This window comes from Achromobacter sp. ACM02 (genome assembly GCF_014851605.1).
In the GTDB taxonomy this organism is placed as follows: Bacteria; Pseudomonadota; Gammaproteobacteria; order Burkholderiales; family Burkholderiaceae_B; genus Achromobacter; species Achromobacter aegrifaciens.
This window is the reverse complement of the sequence record NZ_JACUZY010000001.1, coordinates 207,262-229,318: the sequence shown is the minus strand read 5'-3', so window position 1 is coordinate 229,318 and position 22,057 is coordinate 207,262. Positions and strand designations below refer to the sequence as shown.

Below are 22,057 nucleotides of genomic sequence, written 5' to 3'. Positions count from 1 at the left end.
CTCAGGAACTACTCTGACCAAATAAAAAACCACCCGATGGACATGCCTTGTTACACGAGACATGCACTCCGGGCGACGTACATCGCGGCTCGCGCCGCGATGCTCCCCGCTGGACTACAGGGCGCTATTTGCCCTGAGGCTGCAATCCGGCCGGTTCACCCGGACCCGGTATGTAGATGGTCTGCACCTCGGGGGCCGCGGCGGGCGGCGCCATGTCCTGACGCAAGTCAGGCATAGGCGCGGGTCCCAGCAGCTTCTGGCGTTCCCAGGGTTCCAGCAAGATATTGGTGCTGTCGACGAGGCGCAGCAGTCGGCCGTCCGGACCGAATTGCAGCAGCGCTTCCTTGCGGCTATACAAGCCGTCCGCGACGAAGGTGATTTTGAAGGCCCAGAGCGCGAGCAGCGTACCGTCGGTCTGCTTGTAGAGTTTGTCGGGCGGGGCGGTCAGTGCACGTGAAGCCTCTTCCAGCGTCGTTTGCCCAGGGGTCAAGGTCGACAGCTTGTCCGGGTCGAAATTGTGCCCGGACGCCGCGCAGCCGACCAGAAGAACCGCCACCACGGCCGTCGCCAGAAGATGTATATAGCCTCGCATACCCTACCCATTTACCGGCAACGCCGGTGTCAGAAAGATTCCCAGTCGTCATCCGCAGGCGCTGATCGGCGGCCAGCCGTCGCGGCGGGCTTGGCCGCCGGTGCAGCAGCCGGACGTACCGTGGGACGGCGCAGCGGCCGCGCCGCTGTCGCCCCTTCAGCCGCAGCCGGCTTGGTCCGGGTGGAATGCGTCAAGCGCACGGCCGGCACTGCCTTGGCCTCCGCCGCGGGTGCGTCCGCCTGCGCTGCGGGCGCGACCGGGGCAGCCACGCGCGCCGCCGGACGTTGAGCCGCCAACTGATGCGCGGGGACTTCGATCACTTCGCCCGCATTGACCTTGAACACAGCCACCGCTTCGGCCAGGCGTTCCGCCTGTTCCTGCAGCGAACCTGCGGCCGCGGCAGCCTCTTCCACCAGCGCCGCGTTCTGCTGCGTCACCTCGTCCATCTGCGACACGGCACGGTTGACCTGGTCGATGCCGCTGGACTGTTCTTCCGACGCGGCCGAGATCTCGCCCATGATGTCCGTCACGCGCTTCACCGAGGCCACGATCTCCTGCATCGTCGAGCCGGCGCGCTCCACCTGCTCCGAACCCGCGCCGACCTTGGACACGGAATCCTCGATCAGGCCCTTGATTTCCTTGGCCGCCTGGGCGCTGCGCTGCGCCAGCGAGCGCACTTCGCCCGCCACCACGGCAAAACCCTTGCCCTGCTCACCCGCGCGGGCCGCTTCTACCGCCGCATTCAGCGCCAGGATGTTGGTCTGGAAGGCAATGCCATCGATCACCGACACGATCTCGGAGATCTTGCGCGAACTGGCCGAGATTTCCTGCATGGTATTGACCACTTCCGACACCGCCGAACCGCCGCGCTCGGCCACGTCGGACGCGCTGGCCGCCAGCTGGTTGGCCTGGCGCGCGTTATCCGCATTCTGCTTCACGGTCGATGCCAGTTGCTCCATCGAAGCCGCGGTTTCCTCAAGCGAAGCGGCCTGTTCTTCCGTGCGGCTGGACAGGTCCGTATTGCCGGCGGAAATCTCGCGCGAGCCCACGTTGATCTCGTCCACGCCACGGCGCACCGCAGATACGGTACGAGTCAGGCTTTCCTGCATGCGCTTGACCGCAGCCATCAACGTGCCGATCTCGTTGGTCGAGGTCACGTCTACGCGGACGGTCAGATCACCGCCAGCGATCTTGTCGAAGCTGTCGCTGACAGCGCGCAAAGGCCGCAGAACGACACGATTCATGAACAGGAAGGCGCCCAGCCATACCGCCACGATCAGCACCGCCAACGCGGCGTACACAATGGCCATCGTCGCCGCCTGCGAGCGCGAGGACGACACCATCTCTTCGCTGTAGGAGGTAATGTCTTTGGCGAATTCGCCCAGTTGTTTCGAGAACGCCCCGCTCGCGGCGCCGGCCCTGGTGTTTTTCAAATCCAGGTAAGCCGCCGAATCGCCCTTGTCCAACGCCGACATCATGGCTTGCAATGCGTCTGCAAAGCCGTTGAACGAGGAAAGAAGGTCACCCTCGGCGCTCTTTCCTACCGCCGTGGTCTTCGGGATGGCCTTGAAGGTCTCCATCTTCTTCTTGGCGTCGGCGACCAGCTGTTGCACCGTACGGGTGTTCTCGCTGGCGCCATTGGCGTCGCCCGTGGCCCGCTGCGCGGCAGCGATGTCGGCGCGTATGGTCGCGCGCAGCATCTGCGTGTAAGCGTCCTTGATCAGATTCGCCTGCTGTACGCTCAAGCTATCCAGCGCATTGATCGCCTCGGAGTTGGAACGCATGCTGTTCCAGCCCAGGACGATGGAAACCAGCGCGGCCAGCGCTACGGCCAACTGGGCAAGCATCAAGCCCGTACGCACCTTCAGATTGCTAAACATTTCCGTATATTCCGGTAGTCGTCCCGACGGCACTCTTGCCGCCAGGCCGTAAATAGGGGGGTAGCTTTACTGCCTGTGCTGCGCTGACGGATCCCTCCGTCAGAAAGACTCCCAATCGTCATCCGCCGCAGGCGTCGGGCGCCGGCTGGGGGCTGGCGCCGCAGGCGCGGCATCCTTGGCGCTCGCCGGGCGACTGGCTGGCCGGCGTAGCGGACGAACGGTGGTAGCCGCTTCCGGCGCTGGCTTGGGCCGGGCGACCTGAGTCAGGCGTGGCGCAGGCGCCGCCTTGGGTGCAGGTTCCGCCGGCTGAGGCGCTTCAGCGTTGGCGGGTTCGGCGGGCACCTTGCCTGCCGCAGCCTGCGGCTGTGCGGGCGGCGCCGGCATGCGGGGCGCGCTGCGTTGCGATGCCAATTGCTGCGCGGGGACTTCGATCACTTCGCCCGCATTGATCTTGAACACGGCCACCGCTTCGGCCAGGCGCTGCGCCTGTTCCTGCAGGGAGCCCGCGGCAGCCGCCGCCTCTTCCACCAGCGCCGCGTTCTGCTGCGTCACCTCGTCCATCTGCGACACCGCGCGGTTCACCTGGTCGATGCCGCTGGACTGTTCTTCGGACGCCGCCGAGATCTCGCCCATGATGTCCGTCACCCGCTTCACCGAGGCCACGATCTCCTGCATCGTCGACCCTGCGCGCTCCACCTGCTGCGAGCCCGCGCTGACCTTGGTCACGGAATCCTCGATCAGGCCCTTGATTTCCTTGGCCGCCTGGGCGCTGCGCTGCGCCAGCGAGCGCACTTCGCCGGCCACCACCGCAAAGCCCTTGCCCTGCTCACCCGCGCGCGCCGCTTCCACCGCCGCATTCAGCGCCAGGATGTTGGTCTGGAAGGCAATGCCGTCGATCACCGACACGATCTCGGAGATCTTGCGCGAGCTGGCCGAAATGCCTTGCATCGTGCTGACCACTTCCGACACCGCAGAACCGCCGCGCTCGGCCACATCGGAAGCGCTGGCCGCCAGCTGATTGGCCTGGCGCGCATTGTCCGCGTTCTGCTTCACGGTCGACGCAAGTTCTTCCATCGACGCCGCGGTTTCCTCCAGCGAGGCCGCCTGCTGCTCGGTGCGGCTGGACAGGTCCGTGTTGCCGGCGGAAATCTCGCGCGAGCCCACGTTGATCTCGTCCACGCCACGGCGCACCAGCGCCACGGTGCGGGTCAGGCTTTCCTGCATACGCTTGATAGCGCCAAACAATTGGCCAATCTCGTTGGTGCTGCGCACGTCGATGCGCCCGGTGAAATCGCCGCCCGAGATCTTTTCAAAATGGTCGCCCGCTTCCCGCAACGGGCGCAGCACGGTCCGGCTGATGAACAGCCAGCAGCCCAATGCCAAGGCCAGGGAGATCGCCAGCATGACTATCGTGACCGTGCGCGAAACGCCGTGGGCCGCTTCGGCCTGCACCACCAGCTCATCGGTGCTGGAGTCGATATGCGCCAGCACGCCGCCGACGGCCTCTCTCAGAGCCGTGTTCGCCGCGCTTCCCGCGTCGTTCAGATCCAGGTAGTCCTGCACGGCCATGGTCGACAACGCAGCCGCCTGACGCCTGACCACGTCGCTGAACTGCTTGTAGGCGCCTTCCAGCTTTTGATTCAACGCCTCCGAGCCTTCCAGGCGCGGTGCCTTGCGGTATGCGTCCAGCGCCTGAGCGCCTTCCTGCATCAAACCTTCCGCGCGCTTGGCCTGCGAAGTCGCCTGTTCGGTCTTTCCTTGCTGCAGATCCATCAGCGACGTCGCCAACAGCAAGCGGCCGCGCAGGAACAGGATGTAGGCCCGGTTCAGCTGCGAGGCCTGCGTGGAATAGGCGTCGTTGACCCGCTCCAGCTTCTCATTGCTCGAGTTCAGCCCCATCCACGCCACGCCATTTGAGATGAACATGGCGCCCGTGAAGAGCAGCAACACCAGAACGAGACAGGTGCGGACTTTCAAGTTGACAAGCATGGAATATCCGAGCGTTAAGCAATGTGAAACGACTATTTCCTACTCTGCACGCACACACGGACGCCCCGGCCCCTGGCCAGTAGCGTCCGCAAAGGCGCAACCCTACGCACCCGATGGCGCGTTTTTGTACCTACCGCATTGCTACTTGCGGCTGAACAGACTTGATCCCTGGATGGTCATGAATGCTGCCGACGCCGCTTGCAGCGCGACCTGGCGCAACGCGAGCTGGCTGGCGCCTTGGTAGTAGTCCAGTTCTTCCAGATCCGAGAGAGATTTGGAATAGGACAGCCCCTTCTGCGTACCGGTGGCATCCAGCGCATCCAGTTCATTCATGCGAGCGCCGACCGAAGCTTGTACCGTCAGCACGTTGTCATAGGTATTTGCCAACTTCTTGTTGGCGGTAGCGAGTGCATTGTTCAACTTTGCCGTCGCCACCGGATCGCCGCTGCTGGGCGCATCCAGAGCAGCGATCACATCGTCCAGGGCTGCGAACACATCCATATCGGCGGCCTGAACGCTCTCGACATTGATCACGTCGCCTGCGTTGGGAGCACCCTTGATTGCCACCGACACGCCGCCAAAATCAATGGTCGCACCATCGGTATACCCGGTAGCAGGCAACCCCGCAGCCGGTACTGTGGAGCTAGATCCGTCGGGATTGGTCGTCGTAACCCGGTAACCGATAGCGCCCGTAACCGCATCGGCCTCAAACTGCACGGCAAAACTCTTTCCGTTGTTGGCAGATCCGGGCACAACGGAAGGCGCGCCGAACTGGGCAGTCCCGGTATTGGCGCTTGCAGCCGATGCGACGAAAGCCTGCGAACCCGGATTGGCTCGGGCAAAAATGTCCTTGCCCAGGTCACTGGTGGACAGTTGCCGGCTTTGATCAACCTGAATGGTTCGTTCGCCGACCGAGCCGCTGTAAACAATCTGACCGGCAGCATTCTTCGCGTACGGCATGACGCTGCCATCATTACCGGAGAACAGGTACTGGCCATTGCCATCGGTGGTATTGGCCAAGCCCAGCATCGCTTCACGGGTACTCTTGAGTGCCGCGGAGAGAGTCTGGCGATCCGTATCGGACAGCACGCCACCCGCCTGGATGATGCGTGTTCTCGCTTCCTGCAGAGCGTTCGTGACGGCGGTCAAGGTGTTGTTCTCTTGACCCAGGTTCGTATTGGCCGTCTGGCGGTTCATGCCATACGTACTGTTCATGCTCTGCGTCTGTGCGACGCTGATGGCCTGCGCCGCCGCCAAGGGGTCATCGGCAGGGCTCAGGTTCTTGCGTCCGCTACCGACCTGCTCAACCAGGCGGTTCATATCGGATTCCTGAGAGAGAACGCCCTTCAGGCCGTTCGAGTACATCATCGAGGTGCTCAGGCGCATGGTGAAGCTCCGAAATTTTCTTTATTTGTCACGATTCAACGATCCGATCAGCCGCGCAGACCCAGCAGCGTGTCGAACATGGTGCTGGCCACATCAATGATGCGAGCACTGGCTTGATACTGTTCCTGGTACAGCGACAGGCTGACGTATTCTTCGTTCAGGTTGACGCCCGAGACCGCCTGCTGCGCCGCAGTCTTCTGCGTGATCAGGTTTGCCTGCGCGGTCGCCGCGGACTTGAGTTGAGCGGTTTGCACCCCAACCGTATTCACCACCTGGCCGAACATATCGTTCACGCTCATCGTGCCGTTACCAAGCACCTTGCTGTTCTGCAGCTGAGCCAGTTTCAGCGCGTTCTTGCCGTTGGCGTCACCGCCTTCTAAGTCGGCCGCCGCGATCTTGTAAGGATCGGAGATCAGAACGGTAAGATCGCGTGCCGCATCGCGCGTGGGTGCCAGCGACCATTTGTCGCCAGCCTGGGGCGGCGCGCTGATGGTCAGGGTCACACCCATCTCGCTGTCGAGATTCAGCGTGCCCGGCGTCCCGGTGGCCGGACCGTTGTAGACCTGCGAACCTTCCGGCATGCGCAGCACGCGGTAGTTCGTGCCGTCGAAGGAAATCTCGTATTCCTTGGCGTTGATGTTGTTCAGGTTCGTGAACTGACCCGAAAGCGACGCGTTGCTCTTGTTCTGCGCATTCGGTACGCCCTGCGGCGAACCGATGCCAAAGAAGTCCGTGCCGGGATTGCCGTTCTGGTCCAGGCCCTGCTTGTGCTGCTCGTTGAAGGACAGCGCCAGGCCGACGGCCATCTGACCCAGCTGGCTTTGCATGACATCCAGCGAAGTCGCGCGAAATTGCAACAGGCCGCCCAGCGAGCCGCCGGTCACTTCCGCATCATCCAGCTCCACGGCGACCGTCTTACCCGAGCCGGCCGGCAGCGTGTAGGCAATGGCGGTGCGTCCCGTATCCTTGGAGGAAGCCACCGCTTGCAGCGGATAGATGGTGCTGCCGGACAGCAGCGCCTGGCCGCCATTGGCCAGCGAAATATTGATCTTGTCGCCCTGTTCGTAGGTGGTGATGCCTACCAGCTGATTCAGTTCCATGACGGCCTGGTCGCGCTGATCCAGGAGATCGTTCGGAGGACTGCCGCCCGCCTTGCCCGTAGCCAGCGAGATTTGCTGGTTCAGATCGTCGATACGCGTCAGATAACTGTTGACCTGCTCGACCGTCGTGGTGATCTGCGTGTTCAGGCCGATGCGCTGGTTTTGCATCTCGGTGTAGGCCGAACGGATCTGGGTGGCCAGGCTATTGGCCTTGCCCAGCAAATCCTGGCGCGCGGCAGGGTCGGCAGGCTTGCTGGCCACCGCATTCATGCTGGTGAAGAAATTGGTCAGGCCTGGCGCGATGCCGACGGTGCGGTCGGCGAACAGGTTGTTGATTGCCGAGACCTGGTTGTATTGCGTCTGCAACTGGGCGCCACTGCCCTGAGCGCCGACCAGTTGCTTGTACAGGAAACTGTCGTAGCTGCGCACGACCGTGTCGACCTGCACGCCTCGGCCTATGTAGCCGTTGCTGGTCGCCTGGGCACCGGCAGTCGAAACCATGACGCGCTGGCGGTTGTAACCGACCGTGGTGGCATTGTTGATATTGTGGCTGGTGGTGGCCAGCCCTGCCTGAGCGGCGTTCAGCCCGCCCAGCGCCAATTTATACATATTCATGCTGACAATGCCCCGTATTTAACCGCTGATATACCTGGATATCCAATTAACGGCAGGAGGTGATCCGAATTTAGAGTCCTTCCAACATCTGGCGAGAAATTTCCACCTTGGATGCCGCGCCCCGCAGCTGGCTCATCACGCCGATCAACTTTTGCGCATACTGGGGATCCGTCGCATAACCCGCGTCCTGGATCCGGCGCGCCGCCTCGATCTCGTTGCGGGCCTGCGTGACGGCCTCGTAGCGCGGGCTGTTGCCGATCAGACGGGCGTAATCCGCGAACGATTCCTCGTAGGACGCGTAGGCGCGGAAAGGTTGCGTCACCTTTTTCGCCACTCCGTCTTCGTATTCAGTAGTCAGTACGTTGACAACCTGCCCCTTCCAGCTGGATCCCGCCTTGATGCCGAACAGGTTGTAGCTGGTGCTGCCGTCCTGGTGCTTGATCTCGCGCTTGCCCCAGCCCGACTCCAGCGCCGCCTGGCCCATGATGAGGCGGGCCGGCACGCCGCTTTGCTGGGAAGCGAGATTGGCTGCGCGCGACATCTTGGACACGAAGGCGACCACGTGGTCGGGCGCGCCTTCCGCAGCGGCCAGCGCCCGGTTCTGCGCGCTGTTATTGCGCATCACATTCAGCAATGCCGACACTTCGCGCGAGCCAGCGGCGCGGAAATCGAGGTCCGCGCCCTCTCCCAGGCGCTTGACAGCATCCGCGCCCAACTCGCCGGGCTTGCCCTGCTGCATCTGCGCCAGAATGGCGCCGGACAGGCCGATGCCAGGCGACGCCAGATGCAGGGCCAGCTGCTCGTCCGCCATGGACTGCAGCATCTGCGTCTGCTGCGAGTCGAACAGCCCTTCCTTGGGCGTCGCCTCGCGCATGCGCTTGACCATCATCTGCAGGAACAGGGCCTCGAACTGCTTGGCAACCTGTTTCTGCTGCTCGGTCCCCTCAGGATCCTTTTTGACATCGCGCTTCAGGTCAGACAGGCGGCCCATGTCGAAAACCGAATCCTGCCGGCTGGCGCCGCGCGCCGCATCATTGGTGTACGCCATGGCCGTCAGATGATTTCCAGTTCGGCGCGCAAGGCGCCGGCGGTCTTCATGGCCTGCAGAATCGCCAGCAGGTCCTGCGGCGTGGCGCCCAGGGCATTCAAGCCCTTGACCACATCCGCCAGATTGGCGCTGGTGCTCACGCGTTGCAGGGAACCGTTCTCCTGACGCACCTCGATCTGCGTATTGGGTACCACCACCGTCTGCCCTTCGGTGAAAGGCGTGTCAGGCTGCGATACCTGGTTCTGGCGATTGATGATGACCGACAGATTGCCGTGGGCCACGGCGGCTTCTTCGATCATGACGGTGCGGTTCATGACGACCGAACCCGTGCGCGCATTGATGATGACCTTGGCCACCGTGGGCGCGCGCGCCACCTGCAAGTCTTCGAGCTGCGACAGGAAGCGCGCCTGCGAAGCCTGATCCATCGGTGTGCGCACCTGCACCACGCGTCCGTCCAGCGCAGTGGCGGTGCCTTGGCCGAACTTGCGGTTCAACGCCATGGCCACATTCTGCGCCGTGCCGAAATCGGTATTGTTCAGTTCCACATAAACGTAGCCGTCACGCGCGAACGTGGTGGGCACGCCGCGCTCTACGATGGCGCCCGCGCTAATGCGCCCGCCATTCAACTGGTTGATCTGCACGCTGGAGCCACCGGCGGAGGCGCCCGCGCCGCCCACCAGGATGTTGCCCTGGGCGATCGCGTAGACCTGGCTATCGGCCCCCTTGAGCGGGGTCATCAGCAATGTGCCTCCGCGCAGGCTCTTGGCGTTTCCCATGGACGAAACCACCACGTCCAGCGTCTGGCCCGGCCGGGCGAATGCCGGCAGCGTGGTCGTGACCATGACCGCGGCCACGTTCTTCAATTGCATATTGCTGCCGGGCGGAACGGTAATGCCCAGCTGCGACAACATATTGGTCAGACTTTGCTGCGTGAACGGCGTCTGCCGCACCTGATCGCCACTGCCATCCAGACCCACGACCAGGCCATAGCCGATCAGCTGGTTGCCCCGCACGCCCTGGATCGACGCCAGGTCCTTGAGCCGTTCGGCGTGCGCCGCACCCGCGCCGGCCATCAGCCCGACCGAAATGCAGACGCGCGCCAACAAGGACACCAAGGCGGATATCGGATTCGGTTGTTTCATGTTCAGAACGGCGAAGCGATCAGGAAGAAGCGTTGCAGCCAGCCCATGGTCTGGACTTCGTCCATGACGCCTTTGCTGCGGTACTCGATGCGGGCGTCGGCCACCTGCGTGGACGACACGGTGTTGGTGCCGGTGATGGAGCGCGGATCAACCACGCCGGAGAAACGCACGAATTCGCTGCCCCGGTTGATGGCGATCTGCTTTTCGCCCGCGACCTGCAGGTTGCCGTTGGACATCACCCCCACCACCGTGGTCGTGATGGTGCCGGTAAAGGCATTGTTCGCCGTGCTGTCGCCCTTGCCCTGCGACACATTGCCGCCCTTGGCGTCGGTGTTCAGGTTGGCATTGGCCCAGCTATCCATGAAGGACGGCGCGGCGGCGATGCCCAGGGAAGCGCTGCCGCTGCGGTTGGTGTTGGTGGCGACGTTCTTGGAAGCGTTGGTCTTTTCGTTCAGGACGATGGTGACGATATCGCCCACGTTGCGCGGCCGGCGGTCCTCGAACAAGGGATAGTTGCCGTAGGTCGTCGGCTGATAGATCGAGCCCGTGGGCTGCGCCATGGGCGTGGGCGGCGGCGGCGGCGCCGCCGTCGTCGGCCCGGTCACGATGGGCTCGGGCGGGATCATGGCGCAACCGGCCACCAGCATAGCCAGGGCCGCACTCGATACCAGGCGCAGGACAGACATGGGCATCACAGTTGGGTCAGGCGGGCCAGCATTTCGTCCGAGGTCTTGACGGCCTTGCTGTTCATTTCGTAGGCGCGCTGGGTGGTGATCATGTTGACCAGCTCTTCAGCGACGTTGACGTTGGAGGTTTCAACGTACTTCTGCATGATCGAACCGGCGCCGTCCACGCCAGGCTGCAACAGGTTGGCGGGTCCCGAAGCGTCGGTCTCCAGGTACAGGTTCTCGCCGACGCTCTGCAAGCCGGTGGGGTTGATGAACGTGGCGATCTGCAGCTGGCCGATCTGCACGTTGATGCCAGCGGCGCCGGGCTGCGTCACCGAAACGATGCCGTCGTTACCAATGGAGATCGACAGCGCATTGTCGGGGATGTTCATCGGCGGCTGGATCACGTAGCCGCTGACGGTCGTCAACTGGCCGTTCTGGTCGCGTTGCAGTGCGCCGTCGCGGGTGTAGGCCTGGGTGCCGTCAGGCAGTTCGACCTGCAGGAAACCACGGCCATTGATGGCGATATCCATCTCGCTGCCCGTGTTGTTCAGATTGCCGGCGGTGTGGATGCGCTCGGTCGCGGCCACGCGCGCACCGGTACCCAGTTGCAGGCCCGACGGCAGCTGGGTAGCGTCGCCGACTTGGGCGCCAGGCTGACGCAGCGTCTGGTACATCAGGTCCTGGAACACGGCGCGACCGCGCTTGAAGCCATTGGTCGAAACGTTGGCCAAGTTGTTCGAAATCACGTCCATGGAAGTCTGCTGACCTTCCAGACCCGTCTTGGCGATCCACAACGAACGCATCATGATGAAGTACTCCTGGTGCCGCGGCCCTGCCGCGCGCAAAAAATGTTTCTAGTTCAGTTGCCGTATCACGCGCTTACCGACAGGATGCCGTTGGCGCGCTCGGCGTTGCGGTCCGACTGCTGGATCACCTGCATCTGCTGCTCGAAGCGGCGGGCGTTGGCGATCATGCCGACCATCGCCGCCATCGGATTGGTATTGCTGCCTTCCAGCACGCCCGACAACAGCCGCAGGCTGGGGTCGGCAGGCACCGGAGGCGCGGGTTGGCCATTGACGGGCGCCATGCGGAAGACGCCATCGTCGCCGTGCACCAGCTGCTCGTTCTGCGGGCTGGCCAGTTTGATCCGGCCCAGGTTCAGGATGTTGTTCGGCGCGTCGCCTGCGCCGATGGCGGTAATGGTGCCGTCCGCGGTGATGGTCAGCGCGGCCTGGTCGGGCACGTCGATGGGGCCGCCCTGGTCCGACAACACGGGTTGGCCCAACGAGGTCTGCAACAAGCCATTGATACCGACCTGCAGGCTGCCGGCGCGGGTGTACGCCTCGCCCTGCGGCGTCTGCACGGCGATCCAGCCACGCTCGCTGGACAGCGCCACGTCCAGGTCCCGGCCCGTGGTCTGCATATTGCCCATCTGGAAGCTGTTGCGCGGCGTGGACGCCACCGTCGAAACACGCGTGGGCAGACTCGTCCCATCCGTGACCGGCACGGAGCGGTACAGCGCGATCTGCTCGCGGAAACCCGCCGTGTTCACGTTGGCCATGTTGTTGGAAAGCGCGGCCTGATGCTCGGTGATGCGCGCCGCGCCATTCATGGCGGTGTAGATGATACGGTCCATTGCCTATTCCGTCGGTGTCGTCTCGTGCCTGCCCGGCTTACTTCAGATTCATCAGGACTTGCATGATTTCGTCCTGAGTCTTGATGGTCTGCGAGTTGGCCTGGTACGTGCGCTGGGCGATGATCATGTTGACCAGTTCCTTGCTCATGTCGACGTTGGACGACTCCGTGGCCTGGCCCACGACCTTGGAGAGGCCGTTGGTGCCGGGCTGGCCCAGGATGGGCTGGCCGGAGGCGGAGGTTTCCGTCCAGGCGTTGTTGCCCACGGGCTGCAGCCCCTGCAGGTTGGAGAAGTCAGCCAGCACGATGGTGCCGACGACCTGGGTCTCGCCGTTGGTGTAGCTCGCCACTATGCTGCCGTCACCACTGATGTTGATGCCGCTGAACTCGCCGGAAGCGTATCCGTCCGGCTTGGCTACCAGCTTGTAGGCGCTGCCGAACTGTGTGGTGCCGGCGTAGTTCATCGCAATGTTGATCGGATCTGCAGGCGTGGTGCCGCCGCCCGGGTTGGCGAAGGACAGGTTGACGACAGGTGCGCTGGTCATCACGCCGGCCTTGTTAAAGGTGAACTTCTGCGGGTTGCCCCAGACTCCGCCCGCTTCGGTGGTCGGCGCCATGGCCTGCCCGTCGATCGTGTAGTAAACGTCGTACGTGCTGGTATCCGCAGTAGCTGCGGGGCGCTTCACGAAGTACTGCATGACCTGATGGGAATTGCCCAGCGAGTCGAACACCGTCATCGGCGAGGCGTTGGTATAGGTGTTGGACAGCTTCGGGTCGAACGGCTTGCCAGTTTCGACGACAGCCGCCGTGTACTCCGTGAACGCCCCCATCTTCGACAGATCACCGCTCGTAATAACTCCGCCCGCGCCCACGGTTACCGTTTCCGTACCGACGGTGAAGGTGGAGCCCGGGGCGGGCAGCCCACCACCGGCGGGCTCGGTATCCTCCAGTTTGGCGGTACCCGTGGCATCTCGGCTGAAGGTGTACACAGTGCCAGGCGCCGCACCCAGCGTGACCTTCCCAAGGACAGGCGCCTTGGTTTGCGTATCCGTTTCGTAGATGACTTTCGCGTTGGCATCCAGGTTGGCCACGGTGGTGCCAGTGGAAGTCGCCTTCGGTGCCACGTTGGCAGTAGGCAACTGCAATTCCACCGGATTCGCGCCCACGGAGCCCGGCGGATAACCCGTCAGACGATAGCCCTGTGCGTTGATGATGAAGTTGTTCTTGTCGACCAGGAATTCGCCGTTGCGGGTGTACATCACCGCACCGCTCTGGTCGGTTACGCGGAACATGCCCTTGGCGCCGTCAATGGCGATGTCGTATTCGCCGCCGCCGCCGTTCACCGTACCCACGGTAAAGCGCTGGTTGATGGCCGCAACCTTCACGCCCAGGCCGACGCGCGAACTGGCGTAAACGTCGGCGAACGACGCGGTGGCGGACTTGAAGCCGACCGTGCCGGAGTTGGCGATGTTGTTGCCGATGACGTCCAGGTTCTGCGCTGCGGCGTTCAAGCCGCTCAATCCTTGTCCGAAACCCATGTTTGTTCTCGCTAATCTTTAACTAGGGGAAGCCGCCGCCCTTGCGCCGGCACCGATACATTGCGCCCGCTTCAGGCGCCGATCACCTTGCGCACGTCCAGCATGCTGGTCTGGCCTTCCAGGCCCAGATCCAGCCTCAGGCCTTCAGTGGAGTACGCCACGCTCTTGACCTGGCCGTAGCTCAGGACTTCCGCATTCACCTTCTTGCCATCGGCATCCGTAGCCAGGACGGACACGGTGTACGCGCCCGGTTCCAGCACAATGCCGTTATCGTTCTTGCCATCCCAGGACAGCGTGTACACGCCGGGCTTCTGGTCTGTCGTTTCGATCGTGCGCACGACCGCGCCATTGGCGTCGGAAATGCGGATCTGCACTTTCTGGGCATCGCCCTGCAGGTCCAGACCGTAAGGCGTGACGACGCGGGCCTCGGGATTTGCCGCATCCACGCCAGACTTGATCTTGGAGCCGGGAATCAGCACGCCCTTGCCTATCATGGCCACGGCATTCATCGACTGCGACACGTCGATCTGGCCACTGATGGCGAGCATGGTGTTCTTCAGGTTGGTGATGCCTTCCACCGTGGAGATCTGCGCCAGCTGGGAGGTCAGCTCGGCATTCTGCATCGGGTTCAGGGGATCCTGGTTCTGCAGCTGCGTGACCAGCAGTTTCAGGAACTGGTCCTGCAGGCCTTGCGCCGTGCTGCTGCTATTGGCGCCCGTTTGAGCCAGGCCCAAGCCGGTCTTGCTCGTCGATTGGTCGATAGTGGTCATGGATTAACTGGTTCCGGAAATTAGGACTGGCCGATGGTCAGGGTCTTCTGCATCAGGGCCTTGGCGGTGTTGAGCACTTCCACGTTTGCCTGGTAAGAGCGCGAGGCTGCGATCATGTTCACGGTTTCGGCCACCGGGTCGACATTGGGCATGCTGACGTAACCCTGCGCGTCGGCCATGGGGTGCTGCGGGTCATAGACCTGCTTCAAGGGGGACTGGTCTTCGACCACGCCAGCCACGCGCACGCCGCCGATTTCCTGGCCCAGCGCCTGGCCGGCCGGGGGATTCACCTGGAACACGACCTGACGGGCGCGGTAGGGTTTGCCGTCGGGGCCAACCACGCTGTCGGCGTTGGCCATGTTGCTGGCCGCCACGTTCATGCGCTGCGATTGCGCGCTGAGCGCCGAACCGGCGATATCGAAAATGCTCAACAAGGACATTGCCTGCCGCTCCCTTTAAAGAATCATTCCTGAATTGCGGCCATCATGGTCCGGATACGGCCAGACAGCATCTGCATCGTGCTTTGGTAATGCAGCGTGTTATCCGCGAACTGCACGCGTTCGATGTCCATGTCCACCGTGTTGCCATCCATGCTCGGCTGGTACGGCAGGCGGTACAGGAGTTCCGTCGGACCTTGCGATACGGCCTTGGCCGGAATATGGCGAGCGGCAGTCAGCGTGAGCGCGGTGTCGGGCAGGCGTTTCGTGCCTTCCATGGCGTTGGCCATGGCCGTCTTGAAGTCGAAATCGCGCGCCTTGTAGTTGGGCGTATCGGCATTGGCGATGTTCGACGACAGCACTTCCTGGCGTTGCGCGCGCAGTCCCAGGGACTGCTGGAAGAACCGAAAATCTTCATTAAGCCTGTCTAGCATCGGGGCGCCTTGGTGCGTTGCAATTCAGATAAAGCCAGGGACGCCGGACAGACCGTTATCCCATTGGATGACGGCATCATAGGGGCCGGGGGCTCAACACAATCAGCCAAATAACCCGTCATTTCTCATCCAATTCACGTATTGCCGAATGCCGCGGACTTCTACAATTCCTCCATCATGAAAATATCCGCACTCCGACTCCGCGCGCGCGCAGGCTGCCTGGCAGCCCTGCTGCTGCCCCTGGCCGCCGCGCAGGGGCAGGAAGCCGCCGTCCAGGCACCCGAGGCGATCGCTCTTGCCGCACAAACCTATCTGCTGGATCAACTGGCCGGCCTTCCAGGGCAGCCCTCGATCGCGATAGACCCGCCGCGCGCGGAACGCCTGGCGCCTTGCGACGCCATGTCCCCGTTTATGCCCTCGGGTATGAAACTGCGTTCACGCATGACGGTCGGGGTGCGCTGCAACGCGCCCAAGCCCTGGACGGCGTATGTCCAGGCGACGGTGAGCGTGCCGGGCCACTACTACGTCGCCGCCCGCATGATTGCTGCGGGGCAGGCCCTGACGCCGGACGACCTCGCTCCAAGAGACGGCGATTTGGTCTCCCTGCCCCCTGGCGCGATTACAGATCCGCAAACCGTGGTGGGCATGTCGGCCGTGCACCGGATCAATGCGGGGCAAGCGGTGCGGGGTTCCGGATTGCGCAACGCACAATCGGTGGTGCGCGGCGCCAACGTCCGCATCAACGCGCGCGGGAAGGGCTTCGTCGTCAGCAGCGAAGGCCAGGCGCTCGACAACGCCGCACCTGGCGCAACCGTGCAGGTCCGCACCGCAGGCGGCCAAGTGGTCAGCGGCGTGGTGCGCAACGCCGGCCTGGTGGAAATACAACTGTAATTGTTGTTACATGTCGCATTGCACCAACACGCCGCCTGCCCCTAAAGTTCCGTCCGGCCCTGCCGTTACTGAGGCATAAGTAGGCGAAACCGTCGCACAACCGACCCAGGACGCCCTGCGGAGAAAATCTTGAAGATCAATTCGACCACCAACCGCCCCCTATCGGCTGACGCCGTCGCGCCCCGCGCCGACTCAGCGGTTGCCCAGGCCTATGGCGCCAGTAGCGCCAGCGGCTCCAGCAGCTCGCAGGTGGCGCTGAGCTCGGCGTCGCGCAAACTGTTGGCGCTGCAGGACGGCTCCAATGACATCAACGTTGAACGCGTCGCCGCCATCCGTGCGGCAATCGCATCGGGTCAGTTGAAGATCGACACCGGCCGCATCGCGGACAGCCTGATTGCCAGCGCCCGCGACTTGCTGAAATAACCCCGAACCTCCCGAGCCGAACAGCATGACCATGAGCACCGTCGAATCCCTGCAATCCTGCATGCGCCAGGAAGATGCCCTGATCACCGAGTTCTCCGCCATTCTGGAAGAAGAGACCGAGGTGCTGGTGGGCTTGGGAAGCGTCGGTACGCTGCAGGAAATTACCGAGCGCAAGGGCGACGTCGCCCGCAAGCTCGTGGACCTGAGCCAGGTCCGGGACTCCCTACTCGCGGAAATCGGTCTGCCCGCCGGACACACCGGCACCGAGCAGGCAGCCGTTCTGCATCCGCAGCTGTCCGGAGTCTGGCAGGCCTTGCTGAGCAAATCGGCATCCGCCAACGAAATCAACTTGCGCAACGGCGCGCTCATCGACGTGCACTTGCGCTACACGCAGCAGTCGCTGGACGCCCTGCGCGGCTTGGGCGCGGCGGGTGGCACCGTGTCCACTTACGACGCCCGCGGGCGTGGCGCACGCAGCGGCCCGGGCCGCAAGCCCATCGTGGCTGGTTGAATCTGGCAGGATGGGTAAAGCGCGCCAGTTCGCGCGCAAGATCCCACCTCGCTATCGCGCGCAACCCATCACATATTTGCGCAAAGCCACTGCAACAACGGCCGTCGTCACCCCGCCGTCATTTCCAGCATCGCATACATCTTCAGCAAAGCCACCGGCAACATGCGCCCGGACAGCTTGCGATCCGTTCCCATGATGCCCGACAGGGGGCCGCGCAGCACTTCCGCTGCCGGCGTATGCGCCAGCTGCCAACATGCCGCGCCCATCTGGCCGGCCATTAGCGATTGGCGCGCCAAGGCATGAGCGCCGTCCACCGCCGGCAAAGCCTGCCACGCATTCGCCATACAGCGGAACCCCGCCTTGGCCTCATCCTGCAGCACCAGCCAGCGCGCCACGGTGGCGGCATCCGCTTGGGACGCGGGCAGATTGGTCATGCCGAACAACTGTCCGGCCACCTCACCACTGACCGTGTCGATCAGCCGGGCGCAGACCAGCCGGACGGGCTCGCCACCGTTGCGGCCCGGCAGGATCACTTCCGTACCTGAGGCCCACAACGCCAGGGGCACGCGCTTGCTGCCCTGGACGCTGTGCAGCCCCGGCATATCGCCAGGTTGGCCGACGGGCAGATAGCCCACGCTCTTGCCCACGGCATTCAGATTGGTCGGGCAGTCATCCTGGATGACGCGCTGCCCGCCAGCGCTGCGCGCAACCCAGGCAACGCCCTGCTCGTTCAAAGCTGGCCACAAGGCGGAAGTACCGGTTTCCAGCATGTGTACGACCGGGACGCGCGCCAGTTTCTCGGCCAGCCAGGCCACTCGCGCCTCTAGCGCCAGGGCCGCGTCCGGCTGGGCCGGCGCCGCTGGCGCAAAGGAGGACAACAGGCCGTGCGGCAGCACCAATTGCTGCGCTGGTGCCGCCAAAGCCGTGCCGCGATCACTCATCAGCAGCGTGCCCAGCAAGGCCCCACCCGGGAGGCCCTCCCCCTTCATGGCGGTCTTGCCATGCATGGCAAGCAGGTGCCGTCCGCAAACCGCGGAAAACTCTCGACGCACCATCGCCAAGGGGTCATCGCCCAGGGCGGCTACGCTCGCGCCCGAACTGTCGCCAACATAGCCGCGCCAGGATGCGCGAGCCTGCACGCAGGCGGGATCGCTTTCCAGCCAGGCGATCGCGTCGTCCAGGTTCTGCGCGGCCTCGATGGACCCCGCACCGCCTTGCGGACGCAGGATGGCGGACGCCAGCAATTGCCGCTTGCGCGCTGGATCCACGCTTTCCGGCTCCCGCGACGCGGACACCAGCGTCGCGAGGTCTGCCTCGCTAGGGGTGTACAGCGCGCGGGCGCGCTCGACCATCGAGAAGGCGCGGTCGATCAGCACGTCGGCGCGGGCCAGCTCCATGTGTTCCGGCACTTTCTGCCCGACCGACATGTAATGGATGGGCAAGCGGTGACGGATGGCCGTATCCAGCGCCGCACCCAGGCGCGTAGCCTCGTCCAGCTTGGTAATGATGCATCCGGCGACATCCTCGCCCACGCCATTACGGTACGCATGCGCCACTTCGTCCAGCGTGTCGCCTTGACTGGCCGCGTTGAGCACCAGTAGCCGGCGCACGGGTTTGCCCGCGTTGCACAGCATGGCTGCCTGTTCCGCCACCTGGCGATCGCGCTGGCTGATGCCGGTGGTATCGATCAGCACGATCTTGCGGCTGCCCAATTCAGCCAGGATGCGGCGCAACTCGCCCGCGTCGCGCACGGAGTGGGCGGGCACGCCCATCAGGCGTCCGTAGATCTGCAGCTGTTCCAGCGCGCCGATCCGGAAATTGTCGGTGGTCAGCATCGCGACCTGCTCGCGGCCCTCGCGCGCCACGCAGCGTGCGGCCAGCTTGGCCAGCGTGGTCGTCTTGCCCACACCGGTCGGACCGACCAGGGCATATACGCCGCCAGCCAGGAACTCATCCTCGGAACGCAGCACGGGCAGGTGGGTCACCAGTTCGTTGCGGGCCCAGCTCAGCGCCGCTTCCGGCGTCATTCCTTCCGGCAGGCGCTCCACCAGCGTGCGCACCAGCTTGGTGCTGAACCCCGCATCCAGCAGGCTGCGGAACAGAGCCGCGCCCGCGGGTTCCCGGCCTGGCCCTTGGCGGCCGCCCCAGAGCAGGCCATCCATGCGGCTTTCCAAAGCGCCGCGCAGCGCGCTTATGGCGTCCTGCAGTCCGGCTGCGGCGTCGGCCGGCATGGCAGCAGAGGGCAAAACTGGCGGCTGGCGCAACGGCGCGTCCGGCATGCGGGCCATGGCAGGCGCGGGTGCCGGTTGGGGCGTGGACGGCGTATAGGCCGCAGGCGCTGGAGCCGCGCTTGCCGGCTGGCCCGCATAGGCTACAGGCGCCGCCGGGACCAACCCTGCCGGCGCAGCAGCGGATGCGGCGGACTGATCTGCGGGGACCTGGCGCAACGGCGGCAGCGATGGCAATTCAACCCGCACGGGCGCCACCGGCTGGGGCGCTATCGGAGCAACCTGGGGTGTCTCATCGTCAGGCTGCGTCGAAGAGGCGTAGGCGGTCTGGTATGCGGCGATCGAACGCGACGGCGTCGCATATCCGCCCTGCGGCATCACAGGCGTGGACGCGCGCCCTGCCTGCTCAGGCAGATCGAAGCGCATGCCCGCAGGCGGCAGCGCTTCGGGCGGCCGGACGGGCGCGGCGTCCTGGCGCGGCGCGGCCTCATAGCCGGCATCGTCAAAAGCGCCTTCGACGGTGGCCAGCACCTCCACGCCGCCATCGACGCTGCGGTTCGACACGATCAGCGCGTCCGGGCCCAGCACCTGCCGGACCTGGCGCATCACATCGCGGCTATTCGCCCCAAAAAATCGGCTTATCTTCATGCCCCATTACCTCCGCCGATCAGCGCGGTAACACGCACCATGCGCTCATCGGGTATTTCCGTATTCGACAACACGCCCAGCTGCGGCAGATGGTGCCGCAGGAAGCGCGACAAAGGCGCACGCAAGACCGGAGACACCAGCAGCACCGGCGCGTTGCCCTGCGATTCCTGGCGTTCGACCGCAGCCTGCGCTTCGCGCAGCAAGGTATCTGCCAGCCCGGGTTCCAGGCCGCCGCTGGTCGTCATCGCCTGCGAAAGCACACGCTCAAGCTTCACGTCCAGGCCAATCACCCGCAGCTCGCCCTCTCCAGGGAACCATTGCTGGGTGATGGCGCGGCCCAGCGAACGACGCGTCAGCGCGATCAGTTCGTTGATGTCGGGCTGGCTGCCCGTACCCGCGGCCAGCGCCGCCAGGCGCGGACCGTGCTCGGACAAGGTGTCGATGATGGTGCGCATATCGCGGATCGGCACCTCTTCCGACAGCAGGCCCTGCAATACCTTCTGCAATGCCGTGAGCGACAGGGTCTTGGGCACCAGATCTTCGACCAGCTTGGGCGCATCGCGTCCAATGCGGTCCAACAATTGCTGCACTTCCTGGCGGCCCAGCAGATTGGAACCGTGACGATGCATCAGGTGATTCAGATGGGTAGCGACCACGGTACCCGCATCAACCACTGTGTAGCCCGCCACCTGCGCCTGATCGCGCAGACTGCCGTCGATCCACAGCGCCGGCAAGCCGAAGGCGGGATCGGTCGTGGGCGTGCCCTTGATCTGCACGGTCACGCCGCCCGGGTCGATGGCCAGCCACTGGCCAGGCATGGCGACGCCGTGACCGACCTCCACGCCGGACAGCAGGATGCGGTAATCGTTGGGCTTGAGCTCCAGGTTGTCGCGGATATGCACGACCGGGGGCAAAAAGCCTACGTCCTGCGCGAATTTCTTGCGCAGGCTGCGGATGCGGTGCAGCAGTTCACCATTCTGGGCGTGGTCCACCAGCGGGATCAGGCGGTAGCCGACCTCAAGGCCTAGCTGGTCCACCATGGACACGTCGTCCCAACTGGCCTCGGCCGCCGCGGCCTGTGCCTGCGTAATCGCCTGTGGCGGCACCTCGGCCGCCGCGGCCGCTGCCGCGGTTTGTCGCTTGTACAGCATCCAGCCGCCCCAGGCCAGCGCGCCGGCCAGGGTCAGGAATGCAACGTGCGGCATATTGGGGATCAGGCCCATGATGCCGACGATACCGGCGGTCAGGAACAGCACGCTGGGGTTGGAGAACAGCTGGCTGAGAATCTGCTGGCCGATGTCCTGGTCGGTCGAAACGCGCGACACCACCACGCCCGCCGCGGTCGAAATCACCAGCGCCGGGATCTGGGCCACCAGGCCGTCGCCGATGGTCAGCAGCGTGTAGACGCGCGCCGAATCACCCATCGACATGTCATGCTGGGCGACGCCCACGATCAAACCGCCGATGATGTTGATCGCCATGATCAGCAGGCCGGCGATGGCGTCGCCGCGCACAAACTTGCTGGCGCCGTCCATCGAGCCGAAGAAGTCGGATTCCTGGGAGACTTCCGCGCGGCGCTTGCGCGCCTCGTCTTCGCCGATCAGGCCCGCGTTCAGGTCCGCGTCGATCGCCATCTGCTTGCCCGGCATCGCGTCCAGGGTGAAGCGCGCGCCCACTTCGGCGATACGGCCCGCGCCCTTGGTGATGACGATGAAGTTGATGATGGTCAGGATCACGAAGACGATGATCCCCACGGCGAAGTTGCCGCCGACCAGGAAGTGGCCGAAGGCCTCGATGACCTTGCCAGCGGCGTCGGGCCCGGTGTGGCCATGAAGCAGCACCACGCGGGTGGAAGCGACGTTCAACGACAGGCGCAGCAGCGTGGCGAACAGCAGCACGGCCGGAAATGCCGCGAAATCCAGCGGCTTGCGCGTAAACATGGCCACCAGCAGGATCATCACGGACAACGCGATGTTGAAGGTGAACAGCAGGTCGAGCAGGAACGTGGGCAGGGGCAAAACCATCATGCCCAGCACCATCACGATCAGGATGGGCCCTGCCAGCAGCCGCGCATGCGTGGCCCCGTTACTTTTCAACATGGTGAGCAAAGCGCTCATTC

Annotated in this window: 19 protein-coding genes; 3 read left to right on the top strand and 16 right to left on the bottom strand. The window is 64.1% G+C overall.

The annotated features are described in order from the left end of the window. Nucleotides 1–124: 124 nt before the first annotated feature. The 14 genes from IB258_RS01000 to flgB form a co-directional block, all read right to left on the bottom strand. Nucleotides 125–592, bottom strand: coding sequence for a hypothetical protein (locus tag IB258_RS01000; RefSeq protein WP_054456681.1), 468 nt, complete (start codon nucleotides 590–592; stop codon nucleotides 125–127). A gap of 29 nt (nucleotides 593–621) precedes the next feature. Continuing rightward, nucleotides 622–2,472: a methyl-accepting chemotaxis protein gene (locus IB258_RS00995; RefSeq protein WP_175163438.1), complete on the bottom strand. Its 1,851-nt coding sequence runs from the start codon at nucleotides 2,470–2,472 to the stop codon at nucleotides 622–624. A 99-nt stretch (nucleotides 2,473–2,571) separates the two neighbouring features. Beyond that, entirely contained in the window at nucleotides 2,572–4,461 is a 1,890-nt protein-coding gene (locus tag IB258_RS00990; RefSeq protein WP_192352003.1) for a methyl-accepting chemotaxis protein, read from the bottom strand. Nucleotides 4,462–4,602: 141 nt separating this feature from the next. Further along, entirely contained in the window at nucleotides 4,603–5,847 is a 1,245-nt protein-coding gene (flgL, locus tag IB258_RS00985; RefSeq protein ID WP_054456678.1) for a flagellar hook-associated protein FlgL, read from the bottom strand. A gap of 47 nt (nucleotides 5,848–5,894) precedes the next feature. After that, on the bottom strand, nucleotides 5,895–7,562 hold the full coding sequence (flgK, locus tag IB258_RS00980) for a flagellar hook-associated protein FlgK (RefSeq protein ID WP_192352002.1): 1,668 nt from the start codon (nucleotides 7,560–7,562) through the stop codon (nucleotides 5,895–5,897). A gap of 70 nt (nucleotides 7,563–7,632) precedes the next feature. After that, nucleotides 7,633–8,610 carry a flagellar assembly peptidoglycan hydrolase FlgJ gene (flgJ, locus tag IB258_RS00975; protein WP_054456676.1) on the bottom strand — a complete coding sequence of 326 codons (978 nt, stop codon included), beginning with the start codon at nucleotides 8,608–8,610 and terminating at the stop codon, nucleotides 7,633–7,635. A 5-nt stretch (nucleotides 8,611–8,615) separates the two neighbouring features. After that, nucleotides 8,616–9,752 carry a flagellar basal body P-ring protein FlgI gene (locus tag IB258_RS00970; protein WP_119452088.1) on the bottom strand — a complete coding sequence of 379 codons (1,137 nt, stop codon included), beginning with the start codon at nucleotides 9,750–9,752 and terminating at the stop codon, nucleotides 8,616–8,618. A 2-nt stretch (nucleotides 9,753–9,754) separates the two neighbouring features. Beyond that, nucleotides 9,755–10,444: a flagellar basal body L-ring protein FlgH gene (locus IB258_RS00965; protein ID WP_119452089.1), complete on the bottom strand. Its 690-nt coding sequence runs from the start codon at nucleotides 10,442–10,444 to the stop codon at nucleotides 9,755–9,757. Further along, nucleotides 10,444–11,229, bottom strand: coding sequence for a flagellar basal-body rod protein FlgG (flgG, locus tag IB258_RS00960; protein ID WP_054456673.1), 786 nt, complete (start codon nucleotides 11,227–11,229; stop codon nucleotides 10,444–10,446). The genes IB258_RS00965 and flgG overlap by 1 nt, the downstream gene beginning before the upstream one ends. Before the next feature lie 65 nt (nucleotides 11,230–11,294). After that, on the bottom strand, nucleotides 11,295–12,059 hold the full coding sequence (locus IB258_RS00955) for a flagellar basal body rod protein FlgF (RefSeq protein WP_054456672.1): 765 nt from the start codon (nucleotides 12,057–12,059) through the stop codon (nucleotides 11,295–11,297). Between the two features lie 37 nt (nucleotides 12,060–12,096). Further along, nucleotides 12,097–13,596 carry a flagellar hook-basal body complex protein gene (locus IB258_RS00950; RefSeq protein ID WP_192352001.1) on the bottom strand — a complete coding sequence of 500 codons (1,500 nt, stop codon included), beginning with the start codon at nucleotides 13,594–13,596 and terminating at the stop codon, nucleotides 12,097–12,099. A gap of 71 nt (nucleotides 13,597–13,667) precedes the next feature. Next, nucleotides 13,668–14,366: a flagellar hook capping FlgD N-terminal domain-containing protein gene (locus IB258_RS00945; RefSeq protein ID WP_054456670.1), complete on the bottom strand. Its 699-nt coding sequence runs from the start codon at nucleotides 14,364–14,366 to the stop codon at nucleotides 13,668–13,670. 20 nt (nucleotides 14,367–14,386) lie between these two features. After that, nucleotides 14,387–14,806, bottom strand: a complete 420-nt coding sequence (gene flgC, locus IB258_RS00940; protein ID WP_054456669.1) for a flagellar basal body rod protein FlgC — start codon at nucleotides 14,804–14,806, stop codon at nucleotides 14,387–14,389. A gap of 23 nt (nucleotides 14,807–14,829) precedes the next feature. Then, the gene (gene flgB / locus IB258_RS00935; RefSeq protein ID WP_054456668.1) at nucleotides 14,830–15,237 is read right to left on the bottom strand and encodes a flagellar basal body rod protein FlgB; all 408 of its coding nucleotides are present in this window, start codon (nucleotides 15,235–15,237) and stop codon (nucleotides 14,830–14,832) included. A 177-nt stretch (nucleotides 15,238–15,414) separates the two neighbouring features. On the opposite strand from flgB, the gene flgA reads away from it, so the two are divergent. The 3 genes from flgA to IB258_RS00920 all read left to right on the top strand — a co-directional run bounded on the left by flgA (nucleotide 15,415) and on the right by IB258_RS00920 (nucleotide 17,062). Then, the gene (gene flgA / locus IB258_RS00930) at nucleotides 15,415–16,128 is read left to right on the top strand and encodes a flagellar basal body P-ring formation chaperone FlgA (RefSeq protein WP_125473406.1); all 714 of its coding nucleotides are present in this window, start codon (nucleotides 15,415–15,417) and stop codon (nucleotides 16,126–16,128) included. 129 nt (nucleotides 16,129–16,257) lie between these two features. Beyond that, on the top strand, nucleotides 16,258–16,551 hold the full coding sequence (gene flgM / locus IB258_RS00925; RefSeq protein ID WP_054456667.1) for a flagellar biosynthesis anti-sigma factor FlgM: 294 nt from the start codon (nucleotides 16,258–16,260) through the stop codon (nucleotides 16,549–16,551). A gap of 31 nt (nucleotides 16,552–16,582) precedes the next feature. Further along, on the top strand, nucleotides 16,583–17,062 hold the full coding sequence (locus IB258_RS00920) for a flagella synthesis protein FlgN (protein ID WP_054456868.1): 480 nt from the start codon (nucleotides 16,583–16,585) through the stop codon (nucleotides 17,060–17,062). A 107-nt stretch (nucleotides 17,063–17,169) separates the two neighbouring features. Here IB258_RS00920 and flhF read toward each other — a convergent pair whose 3' ends face one another. Together flhF and flhA are read right to left on the bottom strand one after the other, a co-directional pair. Beyond that, nucleotides 17,170–19,938, bottom strand: coding sequence for a flagellar biosynthesis protein FlhF (flhF, locus tag IB258_RS00915; protein WP_192352000.1), 2,769 nt, complete (start codon nucleotides 19,936–19,938; stop codon nucleotides 17,170–17,172). Further along, on the bottom strand, nucleotides 19,935–22,055 hold the full coding sequence (gene flhA / locus IB258_RS00910) for a flagellar biosynthesis protein FlhA (protein WP_119452092.1): 2,121 nt from the start codon (nucleotides 22,053–22,055) through the stop codon (nucleotides 19,935–19,937). Before flhA ends, flhF begins: the two co-directional genes overlap by 4 nt. Between the last annotated feature and the right edge of the window lie 2 nt (nucleotides 22,056–22,057).

Excerpts from the sequence above, each read along its gene's own strand:
- IB258_RS01000 (WP_054456681.1), bottom strand. The coding sequence starts at position 592 with ATGCGAGGCTATATACATCTTCTGGCGACGGCCGTGGTGGCGGTTCTT.
- IB258_RS00995 (WP_175163438.1), bottom strand. The coding sequence starts at position 2,472 with ATGTTTAGCAATCTGAAGGTGCGTACGGGCTTGATGCTTGCCCAGTTG.
- IB258_RS00990 (WP_192352003.1), bottom strand. The coding sequence starts at position 4,461 with ATGCTTGTCAACTTGAAAGTCCGCACCTGTCTCGTTCTGGTGTTGCTG.
- flgL (WP_054456678.1), bottom strand. The coding sequence starts at position 5,847 with ATGCGCCTGAGCACCTCGATGATGTACTCGAACGGCCTGAAGGGCGTT.
- flgK (WP_192352002.1), bottom strand. The coding sequence starts at position 7,562 with ATGAATATGTATAAATTGGCGCTGGGCGGGCTGAACGCCGCTCAGGCA.
- flgJ (WP_054456676.1), bottom strand. The coding sequence starts at position 8,610 with ATGGCGTACACCAATGATGCGGCGCGCGGCGCCAGCCGGCAGGATTCG.
- IB258_RS00970 (WP_119452088.1), bottom strand. The coding sequence starts at position 9,752 with ATGAAACAACCGAATCCGATATCCGCCTTGGTGTCCTTGTTGGCGCGC.
- IB258_RS00965 (WP_119452089.1), bottom strand. The coding sequence starts at position 10,444 with ATGCCCATGTCTGTCCTGCGCCTGGTATCGAGTGCGGCCCTGGCTATG.
- flgG (WP_054456673.1), bottom strand. The coding sequence starts at position 11,229 with ATGATGCGTTCGTTGTGGATCGCCAAGACGGGTCTGGAAGGTCAGCAG.
- IB258_RS00955 (WP_054456672.1), bottom strand. The coding sequence starts at position 12,059 with ATGGACCGTATCATCTACACCGCCATGAATGGCGCGGCGCGCATCACC.
- IB258_RS00950 (WP_192352001.1), bottom strand. The coding sequence starts at position 13,596 with ATGGGTTTCGGACAAGGATTGAGCGGCTTGAACGCCGCAGCGCAGAAC.
- IB258_RS00945 (WP_054456670.1), bottom strand. The coding sequence starts at position 14,366 with ATGACCACTATCGACCAATCGACGAGCAAGACCGGCTTGGGCCTGGCT.
- flgC (WP_054456669.1), bottom strand. The coding sequence starts at position 14,806 with ATGTCCTTGTTGAGCATTTTCGATATCGCCGGTTCGGCGCTCAGCGCG.
- flgB (WP_054456668.1), bottom strand. The coding sequence starts at position 15,237 with ATGCTAGACAGGCTTAATGAAGATTTTCGGTTCTTCCAGCAGTCCCTG.
- flgA (WP_125473406.1), top strand. The coding sequence starts at position 15,415 with ATGAAAATATCCGCACTCCGACTCCGCGCGCGCGCAGGCTGCCTGGCA.
- IB258_RS00920 (WP_054456868.1), top strand. The coding sequence starts at position 16,583 with ATGAGCACCGTCGAATCCCTGCAATCCTGCATGCGCCAGGAAGATGCC.
- flhF (WP_192352000.1), bottom strand. The coding sequence starts at position 19,938 with ATGAAGATAAGCCGATTTTTTGGGGCGAATAGCCGCGATGTGATGCGC.
- flhA (WP_119452092.1), bottom strand. The coding sequence starts at position 22,055 with ATGAGCGCTTTGCTCACCATGTTGAAAAGTAACGGGGCCACGCATGCG.